At 37.2% G+C, this 21,156-nt stretch carries 24 protein-coding genes and 4 other annotated features (1 of these 28 only partly in view); of the genes, 15 read left to right on the forward strand and 9 right to left on the reverse strand.

What is annotated here, in order from left to right; all coding sequences use genetic code 11:
- Positions 1-82 (forward strand) — a binding site (T-box leader); it begins 147 nt to the left of the window's first position.
- A 48-nt stretch (positions 83-130) separates the two neighbouring features.
- From thrS to AC22L0_RS13865, 6 genes are all read left to right on the forward strand, one after another.
- Complete coding sequence (gene thrS / locus AC22L0_RS13840; protein ID WP_000786083.1) at positions 131-2,068, forward strand: threonine--tRNA ligase; 1,938 nt, start codon at positions 131-133, stop codon at positions 2,066-2,068.
- 210 nt (positions 2,069-2,278) lie between these two features.
- Positions 2,279-2,399: a sequence feature (ribosomal protein L20 leader region), on the forward strand.
- Between the two features lie 63 nt (positions 2,400-2,462).
- Entirely contained in the window at positions 2,463-2,966 is a 504-nt protein-coding gene (infC, locus tag AC22L0_RS13845) for a translation initiation factor IF-3 (RefSeq protein WP_000973215.1), read from the forward strand.
- Positions 2,967-2,987: 21 nt separating this feature from the next.
- Positions 2,988-3,188, forward strand: coding sequence for a 50S ribosomal protein L35 (gene rpmI, locus AC22L0_RS13850; RefSeq protein ID WP_001125945.1), 201 nt, complete (start codon positions 2,988-2,990; stop codon positions 3,186-3,188).
- Positions 3,189-3,225: 37 nt separating this feature from the next.
- Entirely contained in the window at positions 3,226-3,582 is a 357-nt protein-coding gene (gene rplT, locus AC22L0_RS13855) for a 50S ribosomal protein L20 (RefSeq protein WP_001138362.1), read from the forward strand.
- A 441-nt stretch (positions 3,583-4,023) separates the two neighbouring features.
- Positions 4,024-4,515: a dUTP diphosphatase gene (locus AC22L0_RS13860; RefSeq protein WP_000365050.1), complete on the forward strand. Its 492-nt coding sequence runs from the start codon at positions 4,024-4,026 to the stop codon at positions 4,513-4,515.
- 70 nt (positions 4,516-4,585) lie between these two features.
- Positions 4,586-5,671, forward strand: a complete 1,086-nt coding sequence (locus AC22L0_RS13865; RefSeq protein ID WP_000163555.1) for a M42 family metallopeptidase — start codon at positions 4,586-4,588, stop codon at positions 5,669-5,671.
- A gap of 40 nt (positions 5,672-5,711) precedes the next feature.
- Here AC22L0_RS13865 and AC22L0_RS13870 read toward each other — a convergent pair whose 3' ends face one another.
- Positions 5,712-6,329: a TetR/AcrR family transcriptional regulator gene (locus AC22L0_RS13870; RefSeq protein WP_000023672.1), complete on the reverse strand. Its 618-nt coding sequence runs from the start codon at positions 6,327-6,329 to the stop codon at positions 5,712-5,714.
- Positions 6,330-6,626: 297 nt separating this feature from the next.
- On the opposite strand from AC22L0_RS13870, the gene AC22L0_RS13875 reads away from it, so the two are divergent.
- Together AC22L0_RS13875 and AC22L0_RS13880 are read left to right on the forward strand one after the other, a co-directional pair.
- A complete protein-coding gene (locus tag AC22L0_RS13875) occupies positions 6,627-7,280 on the forward strand; it encodes an HlyD family secretion protein (protein ID WP_001071419.1) in 654 nt (217 codons plus the stop codon).
- A 12-nt stretch (positions 7,281-7,292) separates the two neighbouring features.
- Positions 7,293-9,092, forward strand: a complete 1,800-nt coding sequence (locus AC22L0_RS13880) for a DHA2 family efflux MFS transporter permease subunit (protein ID WP_000095274.1) — start codon at positions 7,293-7,295, stop codon at positions 9,090-9,092.
- A 22-nt stretch (positions 9,093-9,114) separates the two neighbouring features.
- Here AC22L0_RS13880 and AC22L0_RS13885 read toward each other — a convergent pair whose 3' ends face one another.
- The 5 genes from AC22L0_RS13885 to sspI form a co-directional block, all read right to left on the reverse strand.
- Complete coding sequence (locus AC22L0_RS13885; protein ID WP_065222750.1) at positions 9,115-9,471, reverse strand: ammonia permease; 357 nt, start codon at positions 9,469-9,471, stop codon at positions 9,115-9,117.
- A gap of 37 nt (positions 9,472-9,508) precedes the next feature.
- The gene (locus tag AC22L0_RS13890; RefSeq protein ID WP_070179522.1) at positions 9,509-9,880 is read right to left on the reverse strand and encodes a DNA-binding protein; all 372 of its coding nucleotides are present in this window, start codon (positions 9,878-9,880) and stop codon (positions 9,509-9,511) included.
- A gap of 142 nt (positions 9,881-10,022) precedes the next feature.
- Complete coding sequence (locus tag AC22L0_RS13895; protein ID WP_001182122.1) at positions 10,023-10,736, reverse strand: CPBP family intramembrane glutamic endopeptidase; 714 nt, start codon at positions 10,734-10,736, stop codon at positions 10,023-10,025.
- A gap of 139 nt (positions 10,737-10,875) precedes the next feature.
- On the reverse strand, positions 10,876-11,433 hold the full coding sequence (locus AC22L0_RS13900) for an HD domain-containing protein (RefSeq protein ID WP_000554786.1): 558 nt from the start codon (positions 11,431-11,433) through the stop codon (positions 10,876-10,878).
- Between the two features lie 176 nt (positions 11,434-11,609).
- Complete coding sequence (gene sspI / locus AC22L0_RS13905) at positions 11,610-11,819, reverse strand: small acid-soluble spore protein SspI (RefSeq protein WP_000009509.1); 210 nt, start codon at positions 11,817-11,819, stop codon at positions 11,610-11,612.
- Positions 11,820-11,901: 82 nt separating this feature from the next.
- Here sspI and AC22L0_RS13910 point away from each other — a divergent pair, with 82 nt between their 5' ends.
- From AC22L0_RS13910 to AC22L0_RS13930, 5 genes are all read left to right on the forward strand, one after another.
- Positions 11,902-12,699, forward strand: coding sequence for a TrmH family RNA methyltransferase (locus tag AC22L0_RS13910; RefSeq protein WP_001986644.1), 798 nt, complete (start codon positions 11,902-11,904; stop codon positions 12,697-12,699).
- A 48-nt stretch (positions 12,700-12,747) separates the two neighbouring features.
- Positions 12,748-12,976, forward strand: a binding site (T-box leader).
- A gap of 44 nt (positions 12,977-13,020) precedes the next feature.
- Positions 13,021-14,055 carry a phenylalanine--tRNA ligase subunit alpha gene (gene pheS, locus AC22L0_RS13915; RefSeq protein WP_000388219.1) on the forward strand — a complete coding sequence of 345 codons (1,035 nt, stop codon included), beginning with the start codon at positions 13,021-13,023 and terminating at the stop codon, positions 14,053-14,055.
- 18 nt (positions 14,056-14,073) lie between these two features.
- Positions 14,074-16,494 (forward strand): phenylalanine--tRNA ligase subunit beta, encoded by a 2,421-nt coding sequence (gene pheT / locus AC22L0_RS13920; RefSeq protein WP_487272293.1) that lies wholly within the window; start codon positions 14,074-14,076, stop codon positions 16,492-16,494.
- A gap of 154 nt (positions 16,495-16,648) precedes the next feature.
- Positions 16,649-16,900, forward strand: a binding site (T-box leader).
- Positions 16,901-16,952: 52 nt separating this feature from the next.
- A complete protein-coding gene (gene asnS, locus AC22L0_RS13925; protein WP_000432177.1) occupies positions 16,953-18,344 on the forward strand; it encodes an asparagine--tRNA ligase in 1,392 nt (463 codons plus the stop codon).
- A gap of 100 nt (positions 18,345-18,444) precedes the next feature.
- Positions 18,445-18,579, forward strand: coding sequence for a YuzL family protein (locus AC22L0_RS13930; RefSeq protein WP_000039590.1), 135 nt, complete (start codon positions 18,445-18,447; stop codon positions 18,577-18,579).
- A gap of 41 nt (positions 18,580-18,620) precedes the next feature.
- On the opposite strand, the gene AC22L0_RS13935 is transcribed toward AC22L0_RS13930, so the two are convergent.
- The 3 genes from AC22L0_RS13935 to rnhC all read right to left on the reverse strand — a co-directional run bounded on the left by AC22L0_RS13935 (position 18,621) and on the right by rnhC (position 20,190).
- On the reverse strand, positions 18,621-18,872 hold the full coding sequence (locus AC22L0_RS13935) for a hypothetical protein (protein WP_000994758.1): 252 nt from the start codon (positions 18,870-18,872) through the stop codon (positions 18,621-18,623).
- Positions 18,869-19,138: a hypothetical protein gene (locus AC22L0_RS13940; protein ID WP_000925537.1), complete on the reverse strand. Its 270-nt coding sequence runs from the start codon at positions 19,136-19,138 to the stop codon at positions 18,869-18,871. Before AC22L0_RS13940 ends, AC22L0_RS13935 begins: the two co-directional genes overlap by 4 nt.
- A gap of 116 nt (positions 19,139-19,254) precedes the next feature.
- Positions 19,255-20,190 (reverse strand): ribonuclease HIII, encoded by a 936-nt coding sequence (gene rnhC / locus AC22L0_RS13945; RefSeq protein WP_087875798.1) that lies wholly within the window; start codon positions 20,188-20,190, stop codon positions 19,255-19,257.
- Between the two features lie 124 nt (positions 20,191-20,314).
- On the opposite strand from rnhC, the gene zapA reads away from it, so the two are divergent.
- Both zapA and AC22L0_RS13955 read left to right on the forward strand, forming a co-directional pair.
- Positions 20,315-20,584, forward strand: coding sequence for a cell division protein ZapA (gene zapA / locus AC22L0_RS13950; RefSeq protein WP_000082701.1), 270 nt, complete (start codon positions 20,315-20,317; stop codon positions 20,582-20,584).
- A 1-nt stretch (position 20,585) separates the two neighbouring features.
- Positions 20,586-21,125 carry a CvpA family protein gene (locus tag AC22L0_RS13955; protein ID WP_000565412.1) on the forward strand — a complete coding sequence of 180 codons (540 nt, stop codon included), beginning with the start codon at positions 20,586-20,588 and terminating at the stop codon, positions 21,123-21,125.
- Positions 21,126-21,156: the final 31 nt, after the last annotated feature.

The raw sequence follows: 21,156 nt of genomic DNA on the forward strand, positions 1-21,156 counted from the left end.
ACCGTTATGTTGAACTTGAGCAATTAACAATTATGTTAATTGGAACAAGGGTGGAACCACGAATTCAACACTCGTCCCTTTTTACGGGATGAGTGTTTTTTTATTTTGAGAAAAAGAGGAGTGACCAGTGATGGCAGATGTAGTTAAAATTACTTTCCCTGATGGAGCTGTGAAGGAGTTTCCAAAAGGCGTAACAACTGAAGAAATCGCAGCTTCTATTAGCCCAGGCTTAAAGAAAAAAGCTGTAGCTGGAAAATTAAACGATGAGATGATCGATCTTGTTACACCAATCGAAGAAGATGGTGCAGTTTCTATCATTACATTAGATTCTGAAGATGGCCTATATATTTTACGCCATTCAACAGCCCACCTTTTAGCACAAGCGTTAAAACGTTTATATAAAGATGTTAAGGTTGAGCTTGGCATTGGTCCAGTAATTGAAAATGGCTTCTACTACGATATTGATATGGAAGAAGCAATTACAGTTGAAGACTTCAAGAAAATCGAAAAAGAAATGCAAAAAATCGTGAACGAGAACTTAGAAATCGTTCGTCATGAAGTACCACGTGCAGAAGCAATTCGTCGCTTTGAAGAAATCGGCGATGAGTTAAAATTAGATTTAATTAACGATCTTCCAGAAGATGCAGTTATTTCAATCTATGAGCAAGGCGAATTCTTCGACCTTTGTCGTGGTGTTCACCTTCCATCTACAGGGAAAATTAAAGTGTTTAAATTATTAAGCGTTGCAGGTGCTTACTGGCGCGGCGATAGCAATAATAAAATGCTACAACGTATTTACGGTACTGCATTCGTTAAGAAAGCAGAATTAGATGAGCACTTACGTATGCTTGAAGAAGCGAAAGAGCGCGATCACCGTAAATTAGGTAAAGAATTAAAACTATTTACTAATAGCCAAAAAGTAGGACAAGGTTTACCACTTTGGTTACCAAAAGGTGCAACAATCCGCCGCATTATCGAGCGTTACATCGTTGATAAAGAAGCAAGCTTAGGCTATGATCACGTATATACTCCAGTACTAGGGAGCAGAGAGCTTTATGAAACTTCTGGTCACTGGAACCACTACCGTGATGGCATGTTCCCATCAATGGAAATGGATAACGAAGAATTAGTTCTTCGTCCAATGAACTGTCCTCATCATATGATGGTTTATAAAAATGATATTCACAGCTACCGTGAATTACCAATCCGTATTGCAGAACTTGGAACAATGCACCGTTATGAAATGTCAGGTGCGTTATCTGGATTACAACGTGTACGCGGAATGACTTTAAACGATGCGCACATTTTCGTTCGTCCAGATCAAATTAAAGAAGAGTTAAAACGTGTTGTAAACTTAACTCTAGAAGTGTACAAAGATTTCGGTTTAGAGAACTACTCATTCCGTCTATCTTACCGCGACCCAGCAGATACTAAAAAGTATTATGCGGATGATGAGATGTGGGAAAAAGCACAAGGTATGTTAAAAGAAGCTATGGATGAAATGGGTCTTGATTACTATGAAGCTGAAGGTGAAGCGGCATTCTACGGTCCAAAACTTGATGTTCAAGTTCGTACTGCTCTTGGAAAAGACGAAACACTTTCAACTGTACAATTAGACTTCTTACTTCCAGAACGCTTTGAATTATCATACGTTGGTGAAGACGGTAAACAACATCGTCCAGTTGTAATTCACCGTGGTGTTGTATCAACTATGGAACGTTTTGTTGCCTTCTTAATTGAAGAATACAAAGGTGCATTCCCAACATGGTTAGCTCCAGTTCAAGTACAAGTAATTCCAGTTTCTCCGCAAGTACATTTAGACTATGCGAAGAAAGTACAAGACGAATTGCGTCGTGCTGGTATCCGTGTTGAATTAGACACTCGTGAAGAGAAGATCGGTTACAAAATCCGTGAAGCACAAATGCAAAAAATTCCGTACATGCTTGTAGTAGGTGACAATGAAGTAACTGAAAACGGCGTAAACGTACGTAAATATGGTGAACAAAAATCAGAAACAATCGCATTAGATGCTTTTGTTGACATGATTAAAGTAGAAGGAAAACGATAAGAAAAAGCCGCGGTATACCGCGGCTTTTTTATGTAATATACTCGAGAGAAATTAGAAAAAATAACCATGTAACACTTATCATAAAAAAGTATTGCAAGTATGTTAGTTGTTTGTTACAATATTTCTTGTTGTTAGTAAAACACATCGCGTCTTCTTGACAGACGTCATGTCCTATGATAAACTCATCAAGGATAATAGAATATTGTTTTGTGGAACAAGTAGAAGCACCCGCTTCTCACCTGATGGACGCATTCGCAGTTAACAGGTAAATGTATTTCTTACTTAAGATTTTACAAGTGTGGGTGTCGTATGCCCGCACTTTTTTTGTTCGGGTTCTATGACTACAAAATATGTTCTGAGAAAACCTTGGAGGTGGCTTACTATTAGCAAGGATATGATGATTAACGAGCAAATTCGTGCACGTGAAGTACGTTTAGTTGGCGCAAATGGCGATCAACTTGGAATCAAGTCTCGTAATGACGCTTTAGACTTAGCTGCAAATCTTAATCTTGATTTAGTATTAGTTGCTCCAAATGCGAAACCGCCAGTATGCCGCATTATGGACTACGGTAAATTCCGCTTTGAGCAACAGAAGAAAGAAAAAGAGCAGCGCAAAAATCAAAAAGTAATTAGCATGAAAGAAGTTCGTTTAAGTCCAACAATTGATGAACACGACTTTAACACAAAACTTCGTAATGCTATCAAGTTTTTAGAGAAAGGCGACAAGGTTAAAGCGTCAATTCGCTTTAAAGGACGTGCCATTACTCATAAAGAAATCGGTCAACGTGTTTTAGATCGCTTCTCAGAAGCTTGTGCTGAAGTTAGTACAGTTGAATCTAAGCCTAAAATGGAAGGACGCAGTATGTTCTTAGTTTTAGCACCGAAAAACGATAAGTAATAGATAGAGGAGGAAATACCTATGCCTAAACAAAAAACTCATCGCGGCGCTGCAAAGCGTTTCAAAAAGACTGGATCAGGTAAACTGAAACGTTCTCACGCTTACACAAGCCATTTATTCGCTAACAAATCTACAAAAGCTAAACGTAAACTACGTAAAGCTGGTGTAGTAAGCGCTGGTGACTTCAAACGCATTCGTCAAATGCTTGACAACTTAAAATAAGTTCGGCTGATATATAGAACAATTAGGAGGTAATATTATGCCAAGAGTAAAAGGTGGTACAGTTACTCGTCAACGTCGTAAAAAAGTAATTAAATTAGCAAAAGGTTACTACGGTTCAAAAAATACATTATTCAAGGTTGCTAACCAACAGGTTATGAAATCTCTAATGTATGCATTCCGTGACCGCCGTCAAAAGAAACGTGACTTCCGTAAATTATGGATTACACGTATCAACGCAGCAGCTCGTATGAATGGTCTTTCTTACAGCCGCTTAATGCACGGTCTTAAAAATGCTGGCATCGAAGTTAACCGCAAGATGCTTGCTGACTTAGCTGTTCATGACGAAAAAGCTTTCGCTGAATTAGCAACAGTTGCAAAAAACAACATTAACTAATTAATTAGTTGAAACCTTAGAAGAATTTTCTTCTAAGGTTTTTTATTTGTATTCAAATAGAAGTTAGAAGTGAAAGAAATTCTAAAGATTAACGACTATGTCGTTATCAATATGACAAAATCAATATAAAAGTTATAGCAGTATAGAAGAATATACATATGAAGTCAGGAGAATACTCCTGGCTTTTTTTAATTCTGCTCTTTTGGAAAGAAGAGTATCTTTCCTAGCCGAAACGACACTGCTATAATGGAAAGATGATATGGAACTTTCATCAGATGAACAATTTAAGAGCGATGACTGAAACGTATTTGTAAATTAAGGACAAGCTATTTTATAAAGAGGTAGATAGCTGACTTATTCATAAGAACTGAAACATAATAATGAACTTTGAGATGAAACAACATTGTTGCGTAAAATGCGATGTTGGAGGAGGACAATAGAATGGACTTACTACAACTATTTAAATTACAAAAAGAATTAGATGACCGTATTGCAAAAGAACATGACTTACAACCGAAAAAATTGTTAAAAGAAAAAATGTTAGCTCTTCTTGTAGAAATTGGAGAACTTGCAAATGAAACACGTTGTTTTAAATATTGGAGCAACAAACCAGCTTCGGAGCGTGAAGTGATATTAGAAGAGTACGTAGATGGTTTGCATTTTATTTTATCAATCGGAATTGATTTAGGTATTGATAAAAACTTCCTATTCTATAAATGTGCACAAACGAATAAAACACAAGTGGAAATTTTCTTAGACACATATGCGAAAGTAATTCGTTTTACAGATCAACCATCTATTACAAACTATATTGAATTATTTACGAGTTATCTTCGACTTGGACAAGCACTTGAATTTGAGCAAGAAGAGATTGAAAAAGCATATTTAGATAAAAATGAAGTAAATCATCAGCGTCAAACACAAGGATACTAATTTAATTTTTGAATATTTCAATTTAATTATTGTATAATGAATTGACTGAAGAAAAAGGAGGGTGTTGGCAATGACAAAATTAGACGCGACATTGACAATGCTAAAAGAATTAACGGATGCACGTGGTATTGCTGGTAACGAACGTGAACCACGTGAAGTAATGAAGAAATATATCGAGCCGTTTGCGGACGAACTTTCTACTGATAACTTAGGGAGTTTAGTTGCAAAAAAAGTAGGGGAAGAAAACGGCCCGAAAATTATGGTTGCAGGTCATTTGGATGAAGTTGGATTTATGATTACACAAATCGATGACAAAGGTTTCCTTCGCTTCCAAACGGTTGGTGGCTGGTGGTCACAAGTTATGCTTGCGCAACGCGTGACGATTGTAACGCGTAAAGGAGATGTAACAGGTGTAATTGGTTCAAAACCACCGCACATTTTACCTCCAGAAGCTCGTAAAAAGCCAGTTGAAATTAAAGACATGTTCATCGATATCGGTGCTTCTAGCCAAGAAGAAGCAATGGAGTGGGGCGTACGACCAGGAGATCAAGTTGTACCTTACTTTGAATTCCAAGTGATGAAGAATGAAAAAATGTTACTTGCAAAAGCATGGGATAACCGAATCGGTTGTGCAATTGCAATTGACGTATTAAAACAATTAAAAGATGAAAAGCATCCAAACGTTGTATACGGCGTTGGAACTGTACAAGAAGAAGTTGGTCTTCGTGGCGCAAAAACATCTGCGAATTATATTAAACCAGATATCGCGTTCGCAGTAGATGTTGGTATCGCTGGAGATACACCGGGTGTAACGTCAAAAGAAGCGCAAAGTAAAATGGGCGATGGACCACAAATCATTTTATATGATGCTTCTGTTATTGGACATACAGGTTTACGTGATTTCGTAGTTGATGTTGCTGATGAATTACAAATCCCGTATCAATATGATTCAGTAGCGGGCGGAGGAACGGATGCGGGTGCGATTCACATTGCTGTAAATGGTATTCCTTCTATGGCAATTACGATTGCAACGCGCTATATCCATTCTCATGCGGCAATGTTACACCGTGATGATTATGAAAATGCAGTAAAGTTAATTGTAGAAGTTATTAAACGTCTTGATAAAGAGGCTGTACATAACATTACATTTAATTAATAGAAAAAGCGAAGGAGATTCTCCTTCGCTTTTTTATGTTTTAAAAAGGCCGTTCTAATCCTGCTGCAGTATGAGCGCCTAAAATAATTAAACGAGTTAATTGCATCGCCATAAAATGGGGGGTATATATCATCCCTCTTTTTAGCCATGACATAATCATCCCTAGATGGGCACCAGTAACATAACTAATGAGAATATCGCGTGGAACCATTAGTTTTTCATCGTTAGGTTGTGAAATAGAGAGGCTTAATGTTAAATGCGTTTGAATTGCTTTCATCATCTTATACGTATAGTTTCCGGCCGCTTTATCACCAAGCATGACGTTATAGAAGTTAGTGTTTTCTGCAATATGTTCGAACAAGGCCAGAAAACTTGGATGTGGCGAATCAAATGTTAGTTGGAAATCTTCTTTATTTCTATTTCTTGGTTTAATTACTTCAGTTAGCTTTTCTAACATTTCTTCAATGCTTTTGTCTAGTAAGTCATATTTATCGTGGTAATGGCTATAAAATGTAGCGCGGTTTACAGGAGCGCGTTCTGCAATATGTTGAACAGTTACATTTTCAAAACCTTTTTCGCCTACTAAAGCGACAAAAGCATCCTGTATGAGTTGTCTCGTCCGTTTTACACGTGGATCATTTGTATTTTTAATAGACATTTTTATTTCCCCTCGTTTAATTTTCTATACTTAAACAACATATTGGTATTATATTGTTGTTTAACCGACATTTCATACATAAATTGTCGGTTGTAGATTCAAAATAATTATTTATAATTATAAACGATAGTCCTTCAGAAATCAGCACCGCTCGCAGGTAGATAAATTTCGATTTACGCTGCAGATGGTGTGATTTTTTTGTTAAAAGGTTAATATAATTAACAATTAAACAATCTAAACAATAAGGACATAAATAGTTTAGAAAAAAATTATATGCGATATAAGGAGAGGAATGCAATGAATCAGTTTCGAAGAATGGTAATTATCAACATTATCACATTAATTGTACTAGTTGGCGGCGGTATTGGCGGTTATTACTATTACAACCAAACGGAAAATTACTTAAAAACAGACAATGCAAAGATTGATGGGAAGGTAATTCCGGTTGCTTCACCAGTAGCAGGTAAACTAACTGACTGGAAAGCTGAAGTAGGAAAAAATTATAATGAGAACGATAAACTAGGTACTGTTACTGTAGCGGCAGCTAATGGAGAACAAACAGTAGATGTAACAATTCCACAAAATGCAACGGTTGTACAATCAAACGCAACAACAAATGCTTTCGTTGGAGCTGGTAGCCCGATTGCTTACGCATTCGATATGAACAATTTATGGGTAACAGCAAACATTGAAGAAACAGATGTTGATGATGTTCAAAAAGGTCAAGATGTAGATGTGTATGTAGATGCATACCCAGATACAACGTTAACAGGAAAAGTAGAACAAGTTGGCTTAACAACAGCGAATACATTCTCTATGTTGCCATCAAGCAACGCAACAGCGAACTATACGAAAGTAACACAAGTAGTACCAGTTAAAATTTCTTTAGATCATAGCAAATCAGTAAATATTGTTCCTGGCATGAATGTGACAGTTCGTATTCATAAGTAAGGGGGAGATGAGATGTCCTCAATTGTAATTGCAGGATATGCACTATTTTGTATAATCGTCTTCTTCCTTGTAAATCGTCTTTTACGAAAGAAAAAAACGAAAATGGGAGAAGAACAAGTCCCAGCCGTAAGTAAAATAGAAATAAGTAAAGTTGAAACAGAAGAGAAAGAAATTGAACGAAAGCAAGAATCGGAAATTTCTAATGTAGTTGAGTTAGAAACAGGAAAGCAAGAAGAAGTAAAACAAGAAAAAGAAGTGCAGAAAAAACAAATTTCTACGCCTGTAGAGAATGTGAACGTAAAAGCAGTTGTAGCTGTATTAATTCTCGGCATGTTCGTTTCTATTTTAAACCAAACAATTATTAACGTTGCATTACCTCCGTTAATGAATGAATTTAACGTATCAACTTCAACAGCACAATGGTTAATTACAGGCTTCATGCTTGTAAATGGTATTTTAGTACCGATTAGTGCCTTTTTAGTTTCACGATTTACGTATCGTAAATTATTCGTAGCAGCAATGTTATTCTTTACGGTAGGATCTATCATTTGTGCTACTTCCGGAAACTTTACGATGATGATGACGGGCCGTGTTATTCAAGCGGTTGGTGCGGGTATTTTAATGCCGGTTGGTATGAATATCTTCATGACATTATTCCCGCCTCATAAGCGCGGAGCAGCGATGGGGTTACTAGGTGTAGCGATGATTTTAGCTCCAGCTATCGGACCGACTGTAACAGGTTGGGTAATTGAAAATTACAGCTGGAACTTAATGTTCTATGCGATGTTTATTATCGGTTTAATTATTACGTTCCTATCTTTAAAATTCTTTACACTAGCTCAGCCAGTGTCTAAAACAAAATTAGATGTATTTGGTGTTGTTAGTTCAAGTATTGGGCTAGGAAGTTTGCTGTACGGATTTAGTGAGGCTGGAAATAATAGTTGGACTAGTGCAGAAGTTGTTATTTCACTTATCATTGGTGTAATTGGTTTAGCGTTATTTATTTGGAGAGAGTTAACAACGGACAATAAAATGCTTGATTTACAAGTATTCAAATATCCAGTATTTACTTTCACTTTAGTAATTAACGCAATCGTTACGATGGCATTATTCGGAGGTATGTTATTGCTTCCAGTATATCTGCAAAACATTCGTGGCTTTACGCCAATTGAATCTGGTTTACTACTTCTTCCAGGTTCATTAATTATGGGGATCATGGGACCAGTAGCGGGTAAATTATTCGATAAATATGGCATCCGTCCATTAGCGATAATTGGATTGGCAATTACGACGTATGCGACATATGAATTTACAAAATTATCGATGGATACACCGTATAGCGTTATTATGACGGATTATATTATACGTTCAATTGGTATGTCATTCATTATGATGCCAATTATGACGGCTGGTATGAACGCGCTGCCTATGAAATTAATTTCTCACGGTACAGCAACGCAAAATACGTCAAGACAAGTAGCGGGTTCAATCGGAACAGCGATTTTAATTACACTTATGACGCAACAAACGACTGCTCACGTAGCAGATTACGGCAACATGTTAACAACATCAAACCCAATTTTAGTTGATAAAATACACGGCATGGGGCAAAGTTTAGCGGCCTTAGCTGGATCAGCTCAAGCAGGAGACGCGATGAGCACACAACTATTATATGGACAAATTTCAAAGCTATCTGCAATTAACGGTATTAACGATGCCTTCTTAATTGCAACGATACTCGCAGGGATTGCTTGGGTGTTATCGTTCTTCTTACCATCAGGCAATAAACCAAATAGAAAAGCAGGGAATTAAATTCCCTGCTTTTTTGTGTTCTTTATGCAGTTAAATATAAAAGCTGGTAACCAGCTACGGAGCACAGCCCTGTTATAAACAAAATTGTTCCCATAGCACGAATACTTGATATTTGTCTGCCGCTTATAATAGCTAATAGTCCAGCTAAAGAGAAGAGACCCCAATATAAAGTTCCTGAAATTGGAATCATCCCCTCTAAATCTATTCCAGAACCTATACAAACGATAGGAACAACGATAAGCGATATGCTAATGAAACCAGCTATAATGGTAAGTGATTTACGACATTTAATACCAAAAATAATTAAAAAAATGCCAACGATGAATTCGCATACCATTAAAGTAAGAGCTAAAATCATCCAAGTTAATATTCCGAACACTTCTGTGTTACCTCCGATTTGTGAGTTTCAAAAAATATTATATATAGTATGAATCACCCACAGTCATGAGTAACCAGAAGATAACTCCTAATATACCAGCGATAAAAATAATGAATCCCATATTACGGATACTTTTAATCTTTGCTTGTAATCCACTTAATCCAGCTAATAATCCAGTTAAAGAAAATAGGGTCCAGTAAAGAGCAGTTGGAATGGGGAAGATTGTATCCATATTAATTCCTATACTTAAAAAAACAAAAGGTAGTGTGACAAAGGATAGGCTAAGTAGCCCCATTAAACCAACGAGTAATTTCCGATATTTAATTCCTGTTACTATTAAAAAAATACCACCAGCAATCCCGCATAGTAAGAGAAGTGGCGTGAAAAGCATCCAAATAACACTGAACATATGTAAACTCCTTTATATGAATTAAGTTATATTTTACTACATGAGGTTTATTTTGGATATTATTAATAAATATGTATAAATTGATAGAGATGAGAAGTGATCATACGAATTAATAAAAGAGGTATCGTGAGGATACCTCTTTCTAATTCAAGAATGCCAACAAATTATTCATAATATGAAATAACATAGCTGGAATAATGGATTTTGTTTTTTTACATAAAATAGCCATTAATAATCCCATGAAGAAAGTAATGACCATTACGCCAAGTGAGTATGTATGAGCGATACCGAAGAAGAAGCTTGTTATAATCGCTGCAATCCAAAATGGAAAGCGTTCTGAGAAAAAGCGAAGTATAAAGCCACGGAAAATAAGCTCTTCAAAAATTGGTGTGAGTATTGCAAAGCCCAGAAGTAATAATATTTGATACTGCTTAAAGACATCTAAGTTTAGTGCGGAAGATTGCTGCTTTGTTGCGTCTTGGAATACATAATTTAACAAGATGTAATTGAGTAAAATGTTTATAGCGAAGAAAAGAAGTAAGTATACGTATGTACGCCATTCTCTCAGTGCTTTAAAGTTAAATGATTGTAGTAGTAATTTTTTTGCGGGTTCGAATTTAAAAATGAAGAATAACAACACGGCTAGCTGTAATACAATACTTGCAGTATTTACGATAGATTCATACAGGGCAATTTGTTTTTTATCTGTAAGACCGGCTGTATAAATTGTTAAGGGCATTGCGAGGAACACAGTAATAAGTCCGGTTCCGAAAAAAGCGAATACAACGGAGCTAATAAATTGTCCCCATGACATAGAGTATTTCTGTTCATTAGAAAGTTGTGTAGCGGGTTGCATATGTAGAATCACCTCTTTATATTTGTATATTTAATTATAAGGCATTTTGTTTTCAGGCGTAATATTTAAATATTACATATAAAGGTGTATTTTCCATAAAATAATAAAAGAGGTATCACCCTGTAGTGATGCCTCTTTCTCATTGATAACTATGTTCTGTCTTGTTATTCAATTTTGCTTGCTCTATTTGCAATTCACGCTCTACCAATCGATCTAATTGCTGAATTGCTTTAAGTGCTTTTTCATAAGAAATTGTTCGATAATGATGCGCTCCGCCCGGTTCTTCATCTGCTTCGTCTGCCCATTTAATAATATTTTGAAGAGATGTTCTTTCAATTTCTTGTTCCACTAAGAAAGAATCTGTATGAAGAAGAATTGCAATAGAAATTTCTTTTGCTAGTTTTGGATGTTCTCCTAATCTAATAAGTAATTTATGTGCTCTTTCAGCACCTTTAATTGCATGGATATCATTCTTTTTATATAAGTCATAATCCCATTCGCCGCCTGTGTACCATGTATGATGTCCGATATCATGAAGGAAGCCAGCTTTTGTGGCAGCATCGACTGAGGCGTGATGCTTTTTGGCTAGGTGAAACGCATGGTAAGCGACAGCGATCGCGTGGACCATTCCAGAACGGTTTACGTATTTTTGTGTAATGTGGTGTTTAAAAATTTGTTCAAGCGTAATACGGTGCATAAAACATTCACTCCTTTTATCTTATGGTGTATATGAAGAAAAATCGATCGGTTTAAATGTATTTTGAACATTGTACTCCATCATAGTTCGTTAGTAAAGTAGAAATGTTTAGGAGAAGAAAAAATTTTTCCGAAAAAAAATCACCTTAGCTTATGCAAAGGTGATTTTCAAATTGCTTATTTTTTTAATCCTTGCTCTAGTGTTTCTAACATTTCGTGCTTTTCATTTTCATCAGCGTTTTTCCAAATGACTTCAAATAAAACGCCAAGACCTGGAAGCATTTTTTCTTCACCGCTTTGAATTGCATCGACGATTGTTTCTTGTAATTGATCTTGTGAATTTCCAGATACATTCGCTAATACAGCACCGCGTAAATTAAAACTCATTGCTTTCACCTCTTCTTCAGAATTGAAACTGACGTTAGTTTTTGTTCTTTTTTATGTAAATATGTATGAAAAATAGGCTATAATGATAAGACAAGAAGAGAGGGAAATACATATTATGAAAAACATTGATTCAGTACAAAATCCGCGTGTAAAGCAGTGGAAAAAGCTGCAAACGAAAAAAGAACGCGATAAAAAAGGTTTATTTTTTGTAGAAGGATTCCACTTAGTCGAGGAAGCTTTGAAGGCAGGAATTGTAACAGAACTTATCGTTTCAGATCAGACAGACCTTCCGAAAGATTGGACAGTTAATGATGTGGAAATGTATATCGTACCTGAGGCGATTGTCAAAATACTTCGTGAAACAGAAACGACACAAGGTGTATTTGCTGTTTGTGAGAAGCATGAGAAAGAAGTAGCTCTTACTGATGGGAAATTCCTTTTATTAGATGGCCTGCAAGACCCAGGTAATTTAGGAACAATTATTCGTACAGCTGATGCAGCTGGTATTCACGCCGTTGTGCTTGGAGAAGGTTGTGTTGATGTTTACAATAGTAAAGTACTCCGCTCTACACAAGGCTCTATTTTCCACTTACCAATTGTAAAAGGGAACTTAGAAGAATGGGTAGACAAGTTAAAAGAAAACAACGTTCCTGTATATGGAACAGCTCTTGAAAATGGAGTTCCGTATGGTGAAGTAACGCCGGCTGGCAGTTTTGCATTAATTGTAGGAAATGAAGGAAATGGCGTACGCCAAGAAATTCTTGCAAAAACGGATCAAAACTTGTATATTCCGATTTACGGCGGGGCAGAATCATTAAATGTTGCGGTTGCAGCAGGGATTTTAACGTATTATTTGCAAAGCCCGGTTGCGAACAAATAAAAAACTTCTTATAATAAGTTGAAGTACATTATATTAAAAGTTAAATAACGAAAAACGTTGATAGAGAAGAGTAACTTACAAAATCGCCATATAGGGAGAGAGTGCCGTAGACTGAAAGCATTCTTATGGTAGACGGAAGTGAATTCACCTCTGGAGTTGACGCCAGGACCATGTATATGTAAAGGCGTTCCGGTCAGAATTGATCGTTATAACTAATGAGTGGGCAGACTTGTTCTGTCAATTTAGGGTGGTACCGCGAATTTACCTCGTCCCTTTTTGGGAGCGAGGTTTTTTTATTTTTAAAATTAGGAGGGTTCCAAAATGGAAGCACGTTTAAAAGAGCTAAAGCAAAAAGCGTTAGAGCTTATTGAAGAAGCGAAAGAGCTAAAGGGCTTAAACGACGTACGCGTAGCGTATTTAGGAAAAAAAGGCCCAATTACAGAAGTATTACGCGGCATGGGAAAATTGTCAGCAGAAGAGCGTCCACGTATGGGAGCATTAGTAAATGAAGTGCGTGAAGCGATTCAAACGCGTTTAGATGACAAAATTAGTAACTTAGAAAAAGCAGTAATCGAAGCGAAATTAGCTACTGAAACAATCGATGTTACACTGCCAGGTCGTCCTGTTGAAACAGGTTGTCACCATCCGTTAACAGCTGTTGTTGAGCAAATTGAAGATGTATTCATCGGTATGGGTTATGAAGTAGCTGAAGGAACAGAAGTAGAAAAAGACTACTACAACTTCGAAGCACTAAACTTACCGAAAGATCACCCAGCGCGTGATATGCAAGATACATTCTACATTACAGAAGAAACGTTACTACGTACACATACATCTTCTGTGCAAGCACGTACGATGGAAAATAATAAAGAAAAAGGCCCAATCAAAATTATTTGTCCTGGTAAAGTGTATCGCCGTGATGACGACGATGCGACGCATTCACATCAGTTCATGCAAATTGAAGGTCTTGTAATTGATAAAAACATTCGTATGAGTGACTTAAAAGGTACACTGCAAGTATTCGTGAAAAAGATGTTCGGTGAAGATCGTGAAATCCGTCTTCGTCCAAGTTTCTTCCCATTCACAGAGCCATCTGTAGAGATGGATATTTCTTGTATGATGTGTCATGGCAAAGGTTGCGGCACTTGTAAAGGAACTGGCTGGATTGAAATTCTAGGCGCAGGTATGGTTCACCCGAACGTACTTGAAATGGCTGGTTATGATTCAAAAGAATATCAAGGTTTCGCATTCGGTATGGGCGCAGAGCGTATCGCAATGTTGAAATACGGAGTAGATGACATTCGTCATTTCTATACAAATGATGTACGTTTCTTACAACAATTCAAACGAGCGTAAGGGAAGGAGAGGATAAATATGTTCGTATCATATCGTTGGTTACAAGAGTATGTAGATATTAAAGATGTAACAGCACAAGAACTAGCAGACAAAATCACGAAAAGTGGTATTGAAGTAGAAGGCGTTGAAGTATTAAATAAAGGTGTAAAAGGTGTTGTAGTTGGTCACGTATTAGAATGTGAAAAACACCCAGAAGCTGATAAATTAAGCAAATGCTTAATCGATATCGGTGAAGAAGAGCCAGTTCAAATTATTTGTGGAGCTGCTAACATTGCAAAAGGTTTAAAAGTACCAGTTGCAAAAGTTGGTGCTGTACTTCCTGGTAACTTCAAAATTAAAAAAGCAAAACTACGTGGTGAAGCTTCTCACGGTATGGTTTGTGCTCTTCAAGAGCTTGGCATTGATGGAAAGTTAGTTTCAAAAGAATATGCAGATGGTATCTTCATCTTCCCAAGTGACGCTGAAGTTGGTGCAGATGCACTTGAAATTTTAAACTTACACGATGAAGTACTTGAGCTTGGTTTAACACCAAACCGTGCAGATTGCCTAAACATGTTAGGTGTTGCATATGAAGTAGCTGCTATTTATGGCCGCGAAGTAAAACTTCCAGCTATCGACTTACAAGAAACAGCAGAAAAAACTTCTGATTATATTTCTGTAAGTGTAGAAGCGAAAGAAGAAAACCCGTTATACATTGCAAAAATGGTTAAAAACGTAAAGATTGGTCCATCACCAATGTGGATGCAAACTCGTCTTATGGCAGCTGGCATTCGTCCAATTAGCAACGTAGTTGATATTACAAACTACATTTTAATGGAATACGGTCAACCGTTACATGCATTCGATTACGATAAATTAGGTTCAAAAGAAATCGTTGTTCGTCTTGCAAAAGAAGGCGAAAAAATTGAAACCTTAGATGATCAAGAGCGTACATTACAAAGCCACCATCTTGTAATTACAAACGGCACGAAAGCTTTAGCTGTTGCTGGTGTAATGGGCGGGGCGGATTCTGAAGTTACAAATGAGACAGTAAACGTTCTAATTGAGTCTGCATACTTTGCAGGTCAAACAGTACGTCGTACATCAAAAGACTTAGGTCTTCGTAGTGAATCAAGTGCACGTTTCGAAAAAGGAATCGATCCAACACGTACATTTGAAGCAATTCAACACGCAGCTGCTTTAATGGCGAAATATGCTGGCGGTGAAGCACTTGAAGGTGTAGTAGAAGCTGACAACTTACAAGTACAAGAGCGTACAGTATCTGTTACTGCTGAAAAAGTAAACCGTGTATTAGGTACAAATATTTTTGCGAGTGAAATGGGTACAATGTTCACAAACTTGAAATTCCCATTTACAGAAGTAGAAGGAACATTCCATGTAAATGTACCAGCACGTCGTCCTGATATTACAATTTCAGAAGACTTAGTAGAAGAAGTGGGCCGTCTATACGGTTATGACCACATTCCAGTTACATTACCTTCTGGAACGATGACTCGTGGTAAATTAACATCAGCACAAACGAAACGTCGTAAAGTACGCCGCTTCTTAGAGGGTGCTGGTTTATATGAAGCAATTACGTATTCATTAACAAGCGCTGACAAAGCGAAACAATATATGGTTGAGCCAAACGAAAAGGCGCCTGTAGGTCTTGCACTTCCAATGAGTGAAGAACGTAGCCAACTTCGTTTAAGCTTAGTACCGCAATTACTAGAAGCAGTTTCATACAATGTCGCTCGTAAAAACGACAGCGTTGCTTTATACGAAGTAGGTTCTATCTTCTTACCGACAGAAGAAGGAGAACTTCCGAAAGAAGAACAACATCTTGCAGGTGTTATGACAGGTCTTGCTCTTCACCATGCATGGCAAGGTGAGAAGAAAGTAGTAGACTTCTTCGTTGTGAAAGGTGTACTAGAAGGACTATTCGACGTGCTTGGCGTTTCAAATCAAATCACATATGCACCAGCAAAACGTGAAGGTATGCACCCAGGCCGTACAGCTGACATCGTATTAGATGGCGAAGTAATTGGTTTCATCGGTCAATTGCACCCAGAAGCAGAAAAACAATTAGATGTGAAAAATACATTCGTATTTGAATTATCTCTTGTAAAAGTATTCGGTGCAGACGCTGAGGAAACTTACTACTCAGCAATTCCACGTTTCCCATCTATGACACGTGACATGGCTGTTGTAGTAACAAAAGAAACAAAAGCTGGTGAAATGAAGCAAGTCATTGCTGAAGCTGGCGGAGAACTTCTGAAAGACGTAACACTATTCGACTTATACGAAGGTGAAAAAATGGAAGAAGGCAAGAAATCACTTGCATTCTCTATGACTTACTTCGATGCAGAACGTACATTAACAGACGAAGAAGTAACAGAAGCACATAACCGTGTACTAACAACGGTAGAAGAGAAATTCGGTGCGGAGTTACGTAAGTAATTAGAAAATTGCCGGATTCATTCCGGCAATTTTTTTATTGGATTGGTTGTCGGACACTGTCGGTAAGTCGATATATTACAAAAATCGCTCATATATTTTCCGACACCTTGCATCTTTCTCTCGAATGTAGTACATTAATTTTAGTTTAACAAAATGAAAGACGATGATAAGGAAAAGTAGTATATACTATAATCCAAAGCGAGTCAGGGACGGTGAGAGCCTGATGAGGCGGTATATGTGAAGAACACCTTGGAGTTGCTAACCGAAATTGAATTTTGTATTCAAGAGTAGACTTAGACGGGAATCCGGCCTGTTACAAACCGGGAAGTATGTATTACATACGAGTTAAAGTTGGTCTTTATGACAAATTGGGTGGTACCGCGAAGTTTAACCTTTCGTCCCTTTATGGATGAAAGGTTTTTTTGTATTTAAATATATGAGCAAAGGAGAATTTCACTATGGAAAACACATTAGTAAAAAGTCTGTATAGAGATACAGAAAAGTATGCAGATCAAACAGTACAAGTATCAGGGTGGATTCGTAACTTACGTGATTCAAAAGCATTTGGTTTCATCGAATTAAACGACGGTAGCTTCTTCAAAAGCGTTCAAATCGTTTTCGATACAGAATTAGAGAACTTCAAAGAAATTGCAAAACTTCCACTTAGCTCTTCAGTTAAAGTAGAAGGTAAAGTAATTGCAACGCCGGGAGCGAAGCAACCATTTGAAATTAAAGCAGAAAAAATTGATATCGAGGGCTTATCAGATTCTGATTACCCACTTCAAAAGAAGCGTCATACGTTTGAATACTTACGTACAATCGCTCACTTACGTCCAAGAACAAATGCATTCTCTGCAACGTTCCGCGTACGTTCTATCGCAGCATTTGCGATTCACCAATTCTTCCAAGAGCGTGGATTCGTACATGTCCACACACCAATCATCACTGGTAGTGATACAGAAGGTGCTGGCGAAATGTTCCGCGTAACAACGCAAGATTTAAATAACCTACCAAAAGGTGAAGACGGAAAAGTTGATGAGTCAAAAGACTTCTTCGGTAAAGAAACAAACTTAACAGTAAGTGGACAGCTGAACGCTGAAGCTTATGCATTAGCATTCCGTGATGTATACACATTCGGACCTACATTCCGTGCAGAAAACTCAAACACAACTCGTCACGCTGCTGAGTTCTGGATGGTTGAGCCTGAGATTGCATTCGCTGAACTAGGTGACGTAATGAACCTTACAGAAGATATGCTGAAATATGCAATGAAATACGTATTAGAGCATGCACCAGAAGAAATGGAATTCTTCAACAGCTTCGTTGATAAAACAGTTCTAGAGCGCATGAACAACGTAATCAACTCTGACTTCGGTCGCATCACATATACAGAAGCAATTAAAGTGCTTCAAGAATCAGGTGCTGACTTCAAATACCCAGTAGAATGGGGAATCGACTTACAAACAGAGCACGAAAGATACTTATCAGAAGAAATCTTCAAACGCCCTGTATTCGTAACTGACTATCCGAAAGACATTAAAGCATTCTACATGCGTTTAAATGAAGACGGTAAAACAGTAGCTGCTACTGACCTTCTAGTTCCTGGCATCGGCGAATTAATCGGCGGAAGCCAACGTGAAGAAAGAATGGACGTTTTAGTAGACAGAATTAAAGAATTAGGTATGAACGAAGAGGACTACTGGTGGTACTTAGAACTTAGAAAATACGGCGGTACAAAACACGCTGGATTCGGTCTAGGTTTCGAGCGCTTCCTAATGTACATCACTGGTATGGCTAACATCCGTGACGTAATTCCATTCCCAAGAACTCCAGGTTCTTCTGAATTCTAAAATATGAAAAAAGGCGAGAGGATTTCCTCTCGCTTTTTATTTTACATATTGTATAGTTTATTCCCTCGTAGCAAAAAGTAACGCGAAGGGGTGAATATAAATGAGTAAAAAAGTGAAAAAAGATCATTCAAGATCGGGCCTAGGTTCTCCAGAAGTTGAAGGACAAGGAACGACGACACATGAAACAGGTTCTCATAAAGTATCTTCATCAAATAAGAAGCAGAAACGAAGCTAACATAACAAAGGAGAGTCTTAAGGGCTCTCCTTTGTTATGTGTTACATCTTATTATCGTTAATTTCTTTTGTAATCTTATTTATGTCTTTGTCTAATCGGTCTAAATAGAAAAACCACAGTAAACTTATGAACACGTAATAGATGGCCATCACGCCAAGATTATCAGATATATTTTCGAATGTGGATTTAGTAGTGAAAAAAGCTCCCCAAATTATAGAAATAGTGAGGTAAGAAAGTGGGCCTACGAGGTGTACGAAAGCATATAGTACCTTTTTAACTTTTACAGCGTTCATATGAAAAACCTCCTTTTTCTAATCATACATTCAAGTTCTTCACAGAAGTGTTGTAGTTTTGCTGGATTATGTATTAACAAGCGTGCATCGTGTTTCCCGATAAATCTTCGAATCCGAAAGTTTAATAAGAAAGATCGACCATAACGCTCTATTAAATCGTTGAACGCTGGTTGTTCACTTAGTAGCTGAATGTTTTCTCTAATTTCGAACTGTCTTTCGTGTGGATCGCCTAGTAAAATATTTAGAATCATTTGTAGAAGTAGCAATGTAGATCTCCTCCTATGTTAGAATAATCTGTATATTATAATTATAACAAAACTATAAGGACAATAGTAGGATGAAACAAAAAACAGGAGTTTGTAGGCTCCTGTTTTTGTCGATACTATTTTAATAAGCGAAGCGCCTTCTCCGTATTAGCGAAATGCAGTTTCACAAACTCGGGTAATCGTTCTTTACCAAGCTTTAGAATTAATTTAGCAGCAGCGATATCAACTTGTTTACCAGCACCTTTCGGAAGTGGCATACCAGCTTTTTTACTTAGTTCGTCAAACTGTTTTACGAATGAGTAGCGAGCTAAAATAGAAGCAGCGGCTACTGCTAAATGGACGCTTTCACCTTTCGTAGCGAAATAAACATTTTCACGCTGTACCTGTTTTTGTTTTGCTAAATATTTGTAGTATGTATCAGGTTGTGTGAATTGGTCGATTAAGACGCCTTCAGGTTTTGTAGGTGCCATTTTAGCTAATAAGTTTGTAATAGCTTTATTGTGTAGTAAAGCTTTTAGCTTACCTTGGTTGTTTCCTTTATCAAATAGCTCGTTATATTTTTCGTTATGAAGGACAAGAGAGCTATAAGGAACAACGTGTAGAAGTTGTTTCGCAATGGCAGTAATTTGATCGTCATTTAAGTTTTTAGAGTCTTTTACACCAAGTTCTTTTAGTAGTGGAATTTGCTTCGCATCCACATATACAGCAACGACTGTCATTGGTCCGAAGAAATCACCAGTACCAACTTCATCAGACCCTACAATAGACATTGTACTGATGGAAGCAGGCGGCGCATAACGGTGTGAATCGACAGATTTTTTTACAGCTGTTTTTGGCGCGTGAGAGACAGTTTGCCAACGAGAAGCTTCTGCTTCAGCGCGGCCTCCTTGGAACATTACTTTTCCAGATTTATACGCTGTAATCGTGCAAGATGGCACCTTTGCCATGAAGATTCCGCCTTGTGGAATTTTCGGGCTAAGTGAATGTTTATATTGTTGTTTCATGTCTTCAATTACTGTAGAATTTGTTTGAATTACGATAGAATTTGACATAATGGTCGCCCCTTTTTTTATATTGTTATTTTTATCATATCGGATTGTTCTTTCTGTTTCCATATTATGAAGGTTCATGGTATGATAAACTTTAGGATTCTGTACGTGATTGGAGGCCGGTGAGTTGTCACAACAAAAGGGAAAGAAAAGTCGAATTAATGTAGAAATCTATGGTCAGCAATATTCAGTTGTTGGCGATGAAAGTACAAGTCATATCCGCATGGTAGCAGCGATTGTGGATGATAAAATGCGCGAACTCAATGCCAAGAATCCTTCGCTTGACACGAGTAGACTAGCGGTATTGACGGCGGTAAACGTCATACACGATTACATAAAATTAAAAGAAGAACATGAGAAATTGAAAGAAAGTATGACAAAAAAAGGAATGGAATAACATGATTGATATTATTATCATTTTACTGCTTGTTATGGGATTTTTCCTCGGCTTACGCAGAGGGTTTATTCTGCAACTTGTAAAGTTAACAAGCTTTATTATCGCATACCTTGTTGCATACTGGTACTGTAAAGATTTAGCGCCAGCACTTGCGAAATTTATTCCGTATCCATTTGATAAAAACGTATCTGTTCCAGAATGGATTGATGCAAATAATATTGAGACAGTATTTTATCAAGCGCTTGCGTTTATCATATTGTTTATTATTACAAAAATAGCACTTTCATTACTTGGTAATTTGTTAAATATGTTTGCAGAAATACCGGTTTTAAAGCAAGTAAATGCGTTTGCGGGGGCAATCCTCGGATTTTTAGAAGTATATATTGTTTTGTTTGTCTTAATTATCATTGGAAACATTCTTCCGATTGAACAAGTACAAACACCATTACAAAAATCATCAATTAGCAAAATAATTGTAGACGATACACCGATTCTATCTGAAAAGGTGAAGGAACTATGGCAGACAGGTAGCAGAGTATAACTTCTCTTTTTTCGGAAAGAGAAGTTTTTTT

It is taken from the genome of Bacillus sp. LQ01 (assembly GCF_057624735.1).

What these genes read in the sequence shown, in the direction of transcription:
- AC22L0_RS13890 (WP_070179522.1), bottom strand. Translation starts at nt 9,880, where the DNA reads ATGTTCAGTGTTATTTGGATGCTTTTCACGCCACTTCTCTTACTATGC.
- AC22L0_RS13860 (WP_000365050.1), top strand. Translation starts at nt 4,024, where the DNA reads ATGGACTTACTACAACTATTTAAATTACAAAAAGAATTAGATGACCGT.
- asnS (WP_000432177.1), top strand. Translation starts at nt 16,953, where the DNA reads ATGGAAAACACATTAGTAAAAAGTCTGTATAGAGATACAGAAAAGTAT.
- pheS (WP_000388219.1), top strand. Translation starts at nt 13,021, where the DNA reads ATGGAAGCACGTTTAAAAGAGCTAAAGCAAAAAGCGTTAGAGCTTATT.
- AC22L0_RS13955 (WP_000565412.1), top strand. Translation starts at nt 20,586, where the DNA reads ATGATTGATATTATTATCATTTTACTGCTTGTTATGGGATTTTTCCTC.
- AC22L0_RS13910 (WP_001986644.1), top strand. Translation starts at nt 11,902, where the DNA reads ATGATAAGACAAGAAGAGAGGGAAATACATATTATGAAAAACATTGAT.
- AC22L0_RS13900 (WP_000554786.1), bottom strand. Translation starts at nt 11,433, where the DNA reads ATGCACCGTATTACGCTTGAACAAATTTTTAAACACCACATTACACAA.
- rplT (WP_001138362.1), top strand. Translation starts at nt 3,226, where the DNA reads ATGCCAAGAGTAAAAGGTGGTACAGTTACTCGTCAACGTCGTAAAAAA.
- thrS (WP_000786083.1), top strand. Translation starts at nt 131, where the DNA reads ATGGCAGATGTAGTTAAAATTACTTTCCCTGATGGAGCTGTGAAGGAG.
- sspI (WP_000009509.1), bottom strand. Translation starts at nt 11,819, where the DNA reads ATGAGTTTTAATTTACGCGGTGCTGTATTAGCGAATGTATCTGGAAAT.
- AC22L0_RS13880 (WP_000095274.1), top strand. Translation starts at nt 7,293, where the DNA reads ATGTCCTCAATTGTAATTGCAGGATATGCACTATTTTGTATAATCGTC.
- AC22L0_RS13935 (WP_000994758.1), bottom strand. Translation starts at nt 18,872, where the DNA reads ATGAACGCTGTAAAAGTTAAAAAGGTACTATATGCTTTCGTACACCTC.
- AC22L0_RS13895 (WP_001182122.1), bottom strand. Translation starts at nt 10,736, where the DNA reads ATGCAACCCGCTACACAACTTTCTAATGAACAGAAATACTCTATGTCA.
- AC22L0_RS13870 (WP_000023672.1), bottom strand. Translation starts at nt 6,329, where the DNA reads ATGTCTATTAAAAATACAAATGATCCACGTGTAAAACGGACGAGACAA.
- infC (WP_000973215.1), top strand. Translation starts at nt 2,463, where the DNA reads ATGATGATTAACGAGCAAATTCGTGCACGTGAAGTACGTTTAGTTGGC.
- AC22L0_RS13875 (WP_001071419.1), top strand. Translation starts at nt 6,627, where the DNA reads ATGAATCAGTTTCGAAGAATGGTAATTATCAACATTATCACATTAATT.
- AC22L0_RS13930 (WP_000039590.1), top strand. Translation starts at nt 18,445, where the DNA reads ATGAGTAAAAAAGTGAAAAAAGATCATTCAAGATCGGGCCTAGGTTCT.
- rpmI (WP_001125945.1), top strand. Translation starts at nt 2,988, where the DNA reads ATGCCTAAACAAAAAACTCATCGCGGCGCTGCAAAGCGTTTCAAAAAG.
- rnhC (WP_087875798.1), bottom strand. Translation starts at nt 20,190, where the DNA reads ATGTCAAATTCTATCGTAATTCAAACAAATTCTACAGTAATTGAAGAC.
- pheT (WP_487272293.1), top strand. Translation starts at nt 14,074, where the DNA reads ATGTTCGTATCATATCGTTGGTTACAAGAGTATGTAGATATTAAAGAT.
- AC22L0_RS13865 (WP_000163555.1), top strand. Translation starts at nt 4,586, where the DNA reads ATGACAAAATTAGACGCGACATTGACAATGCTAAAAGAATTAACGGAT.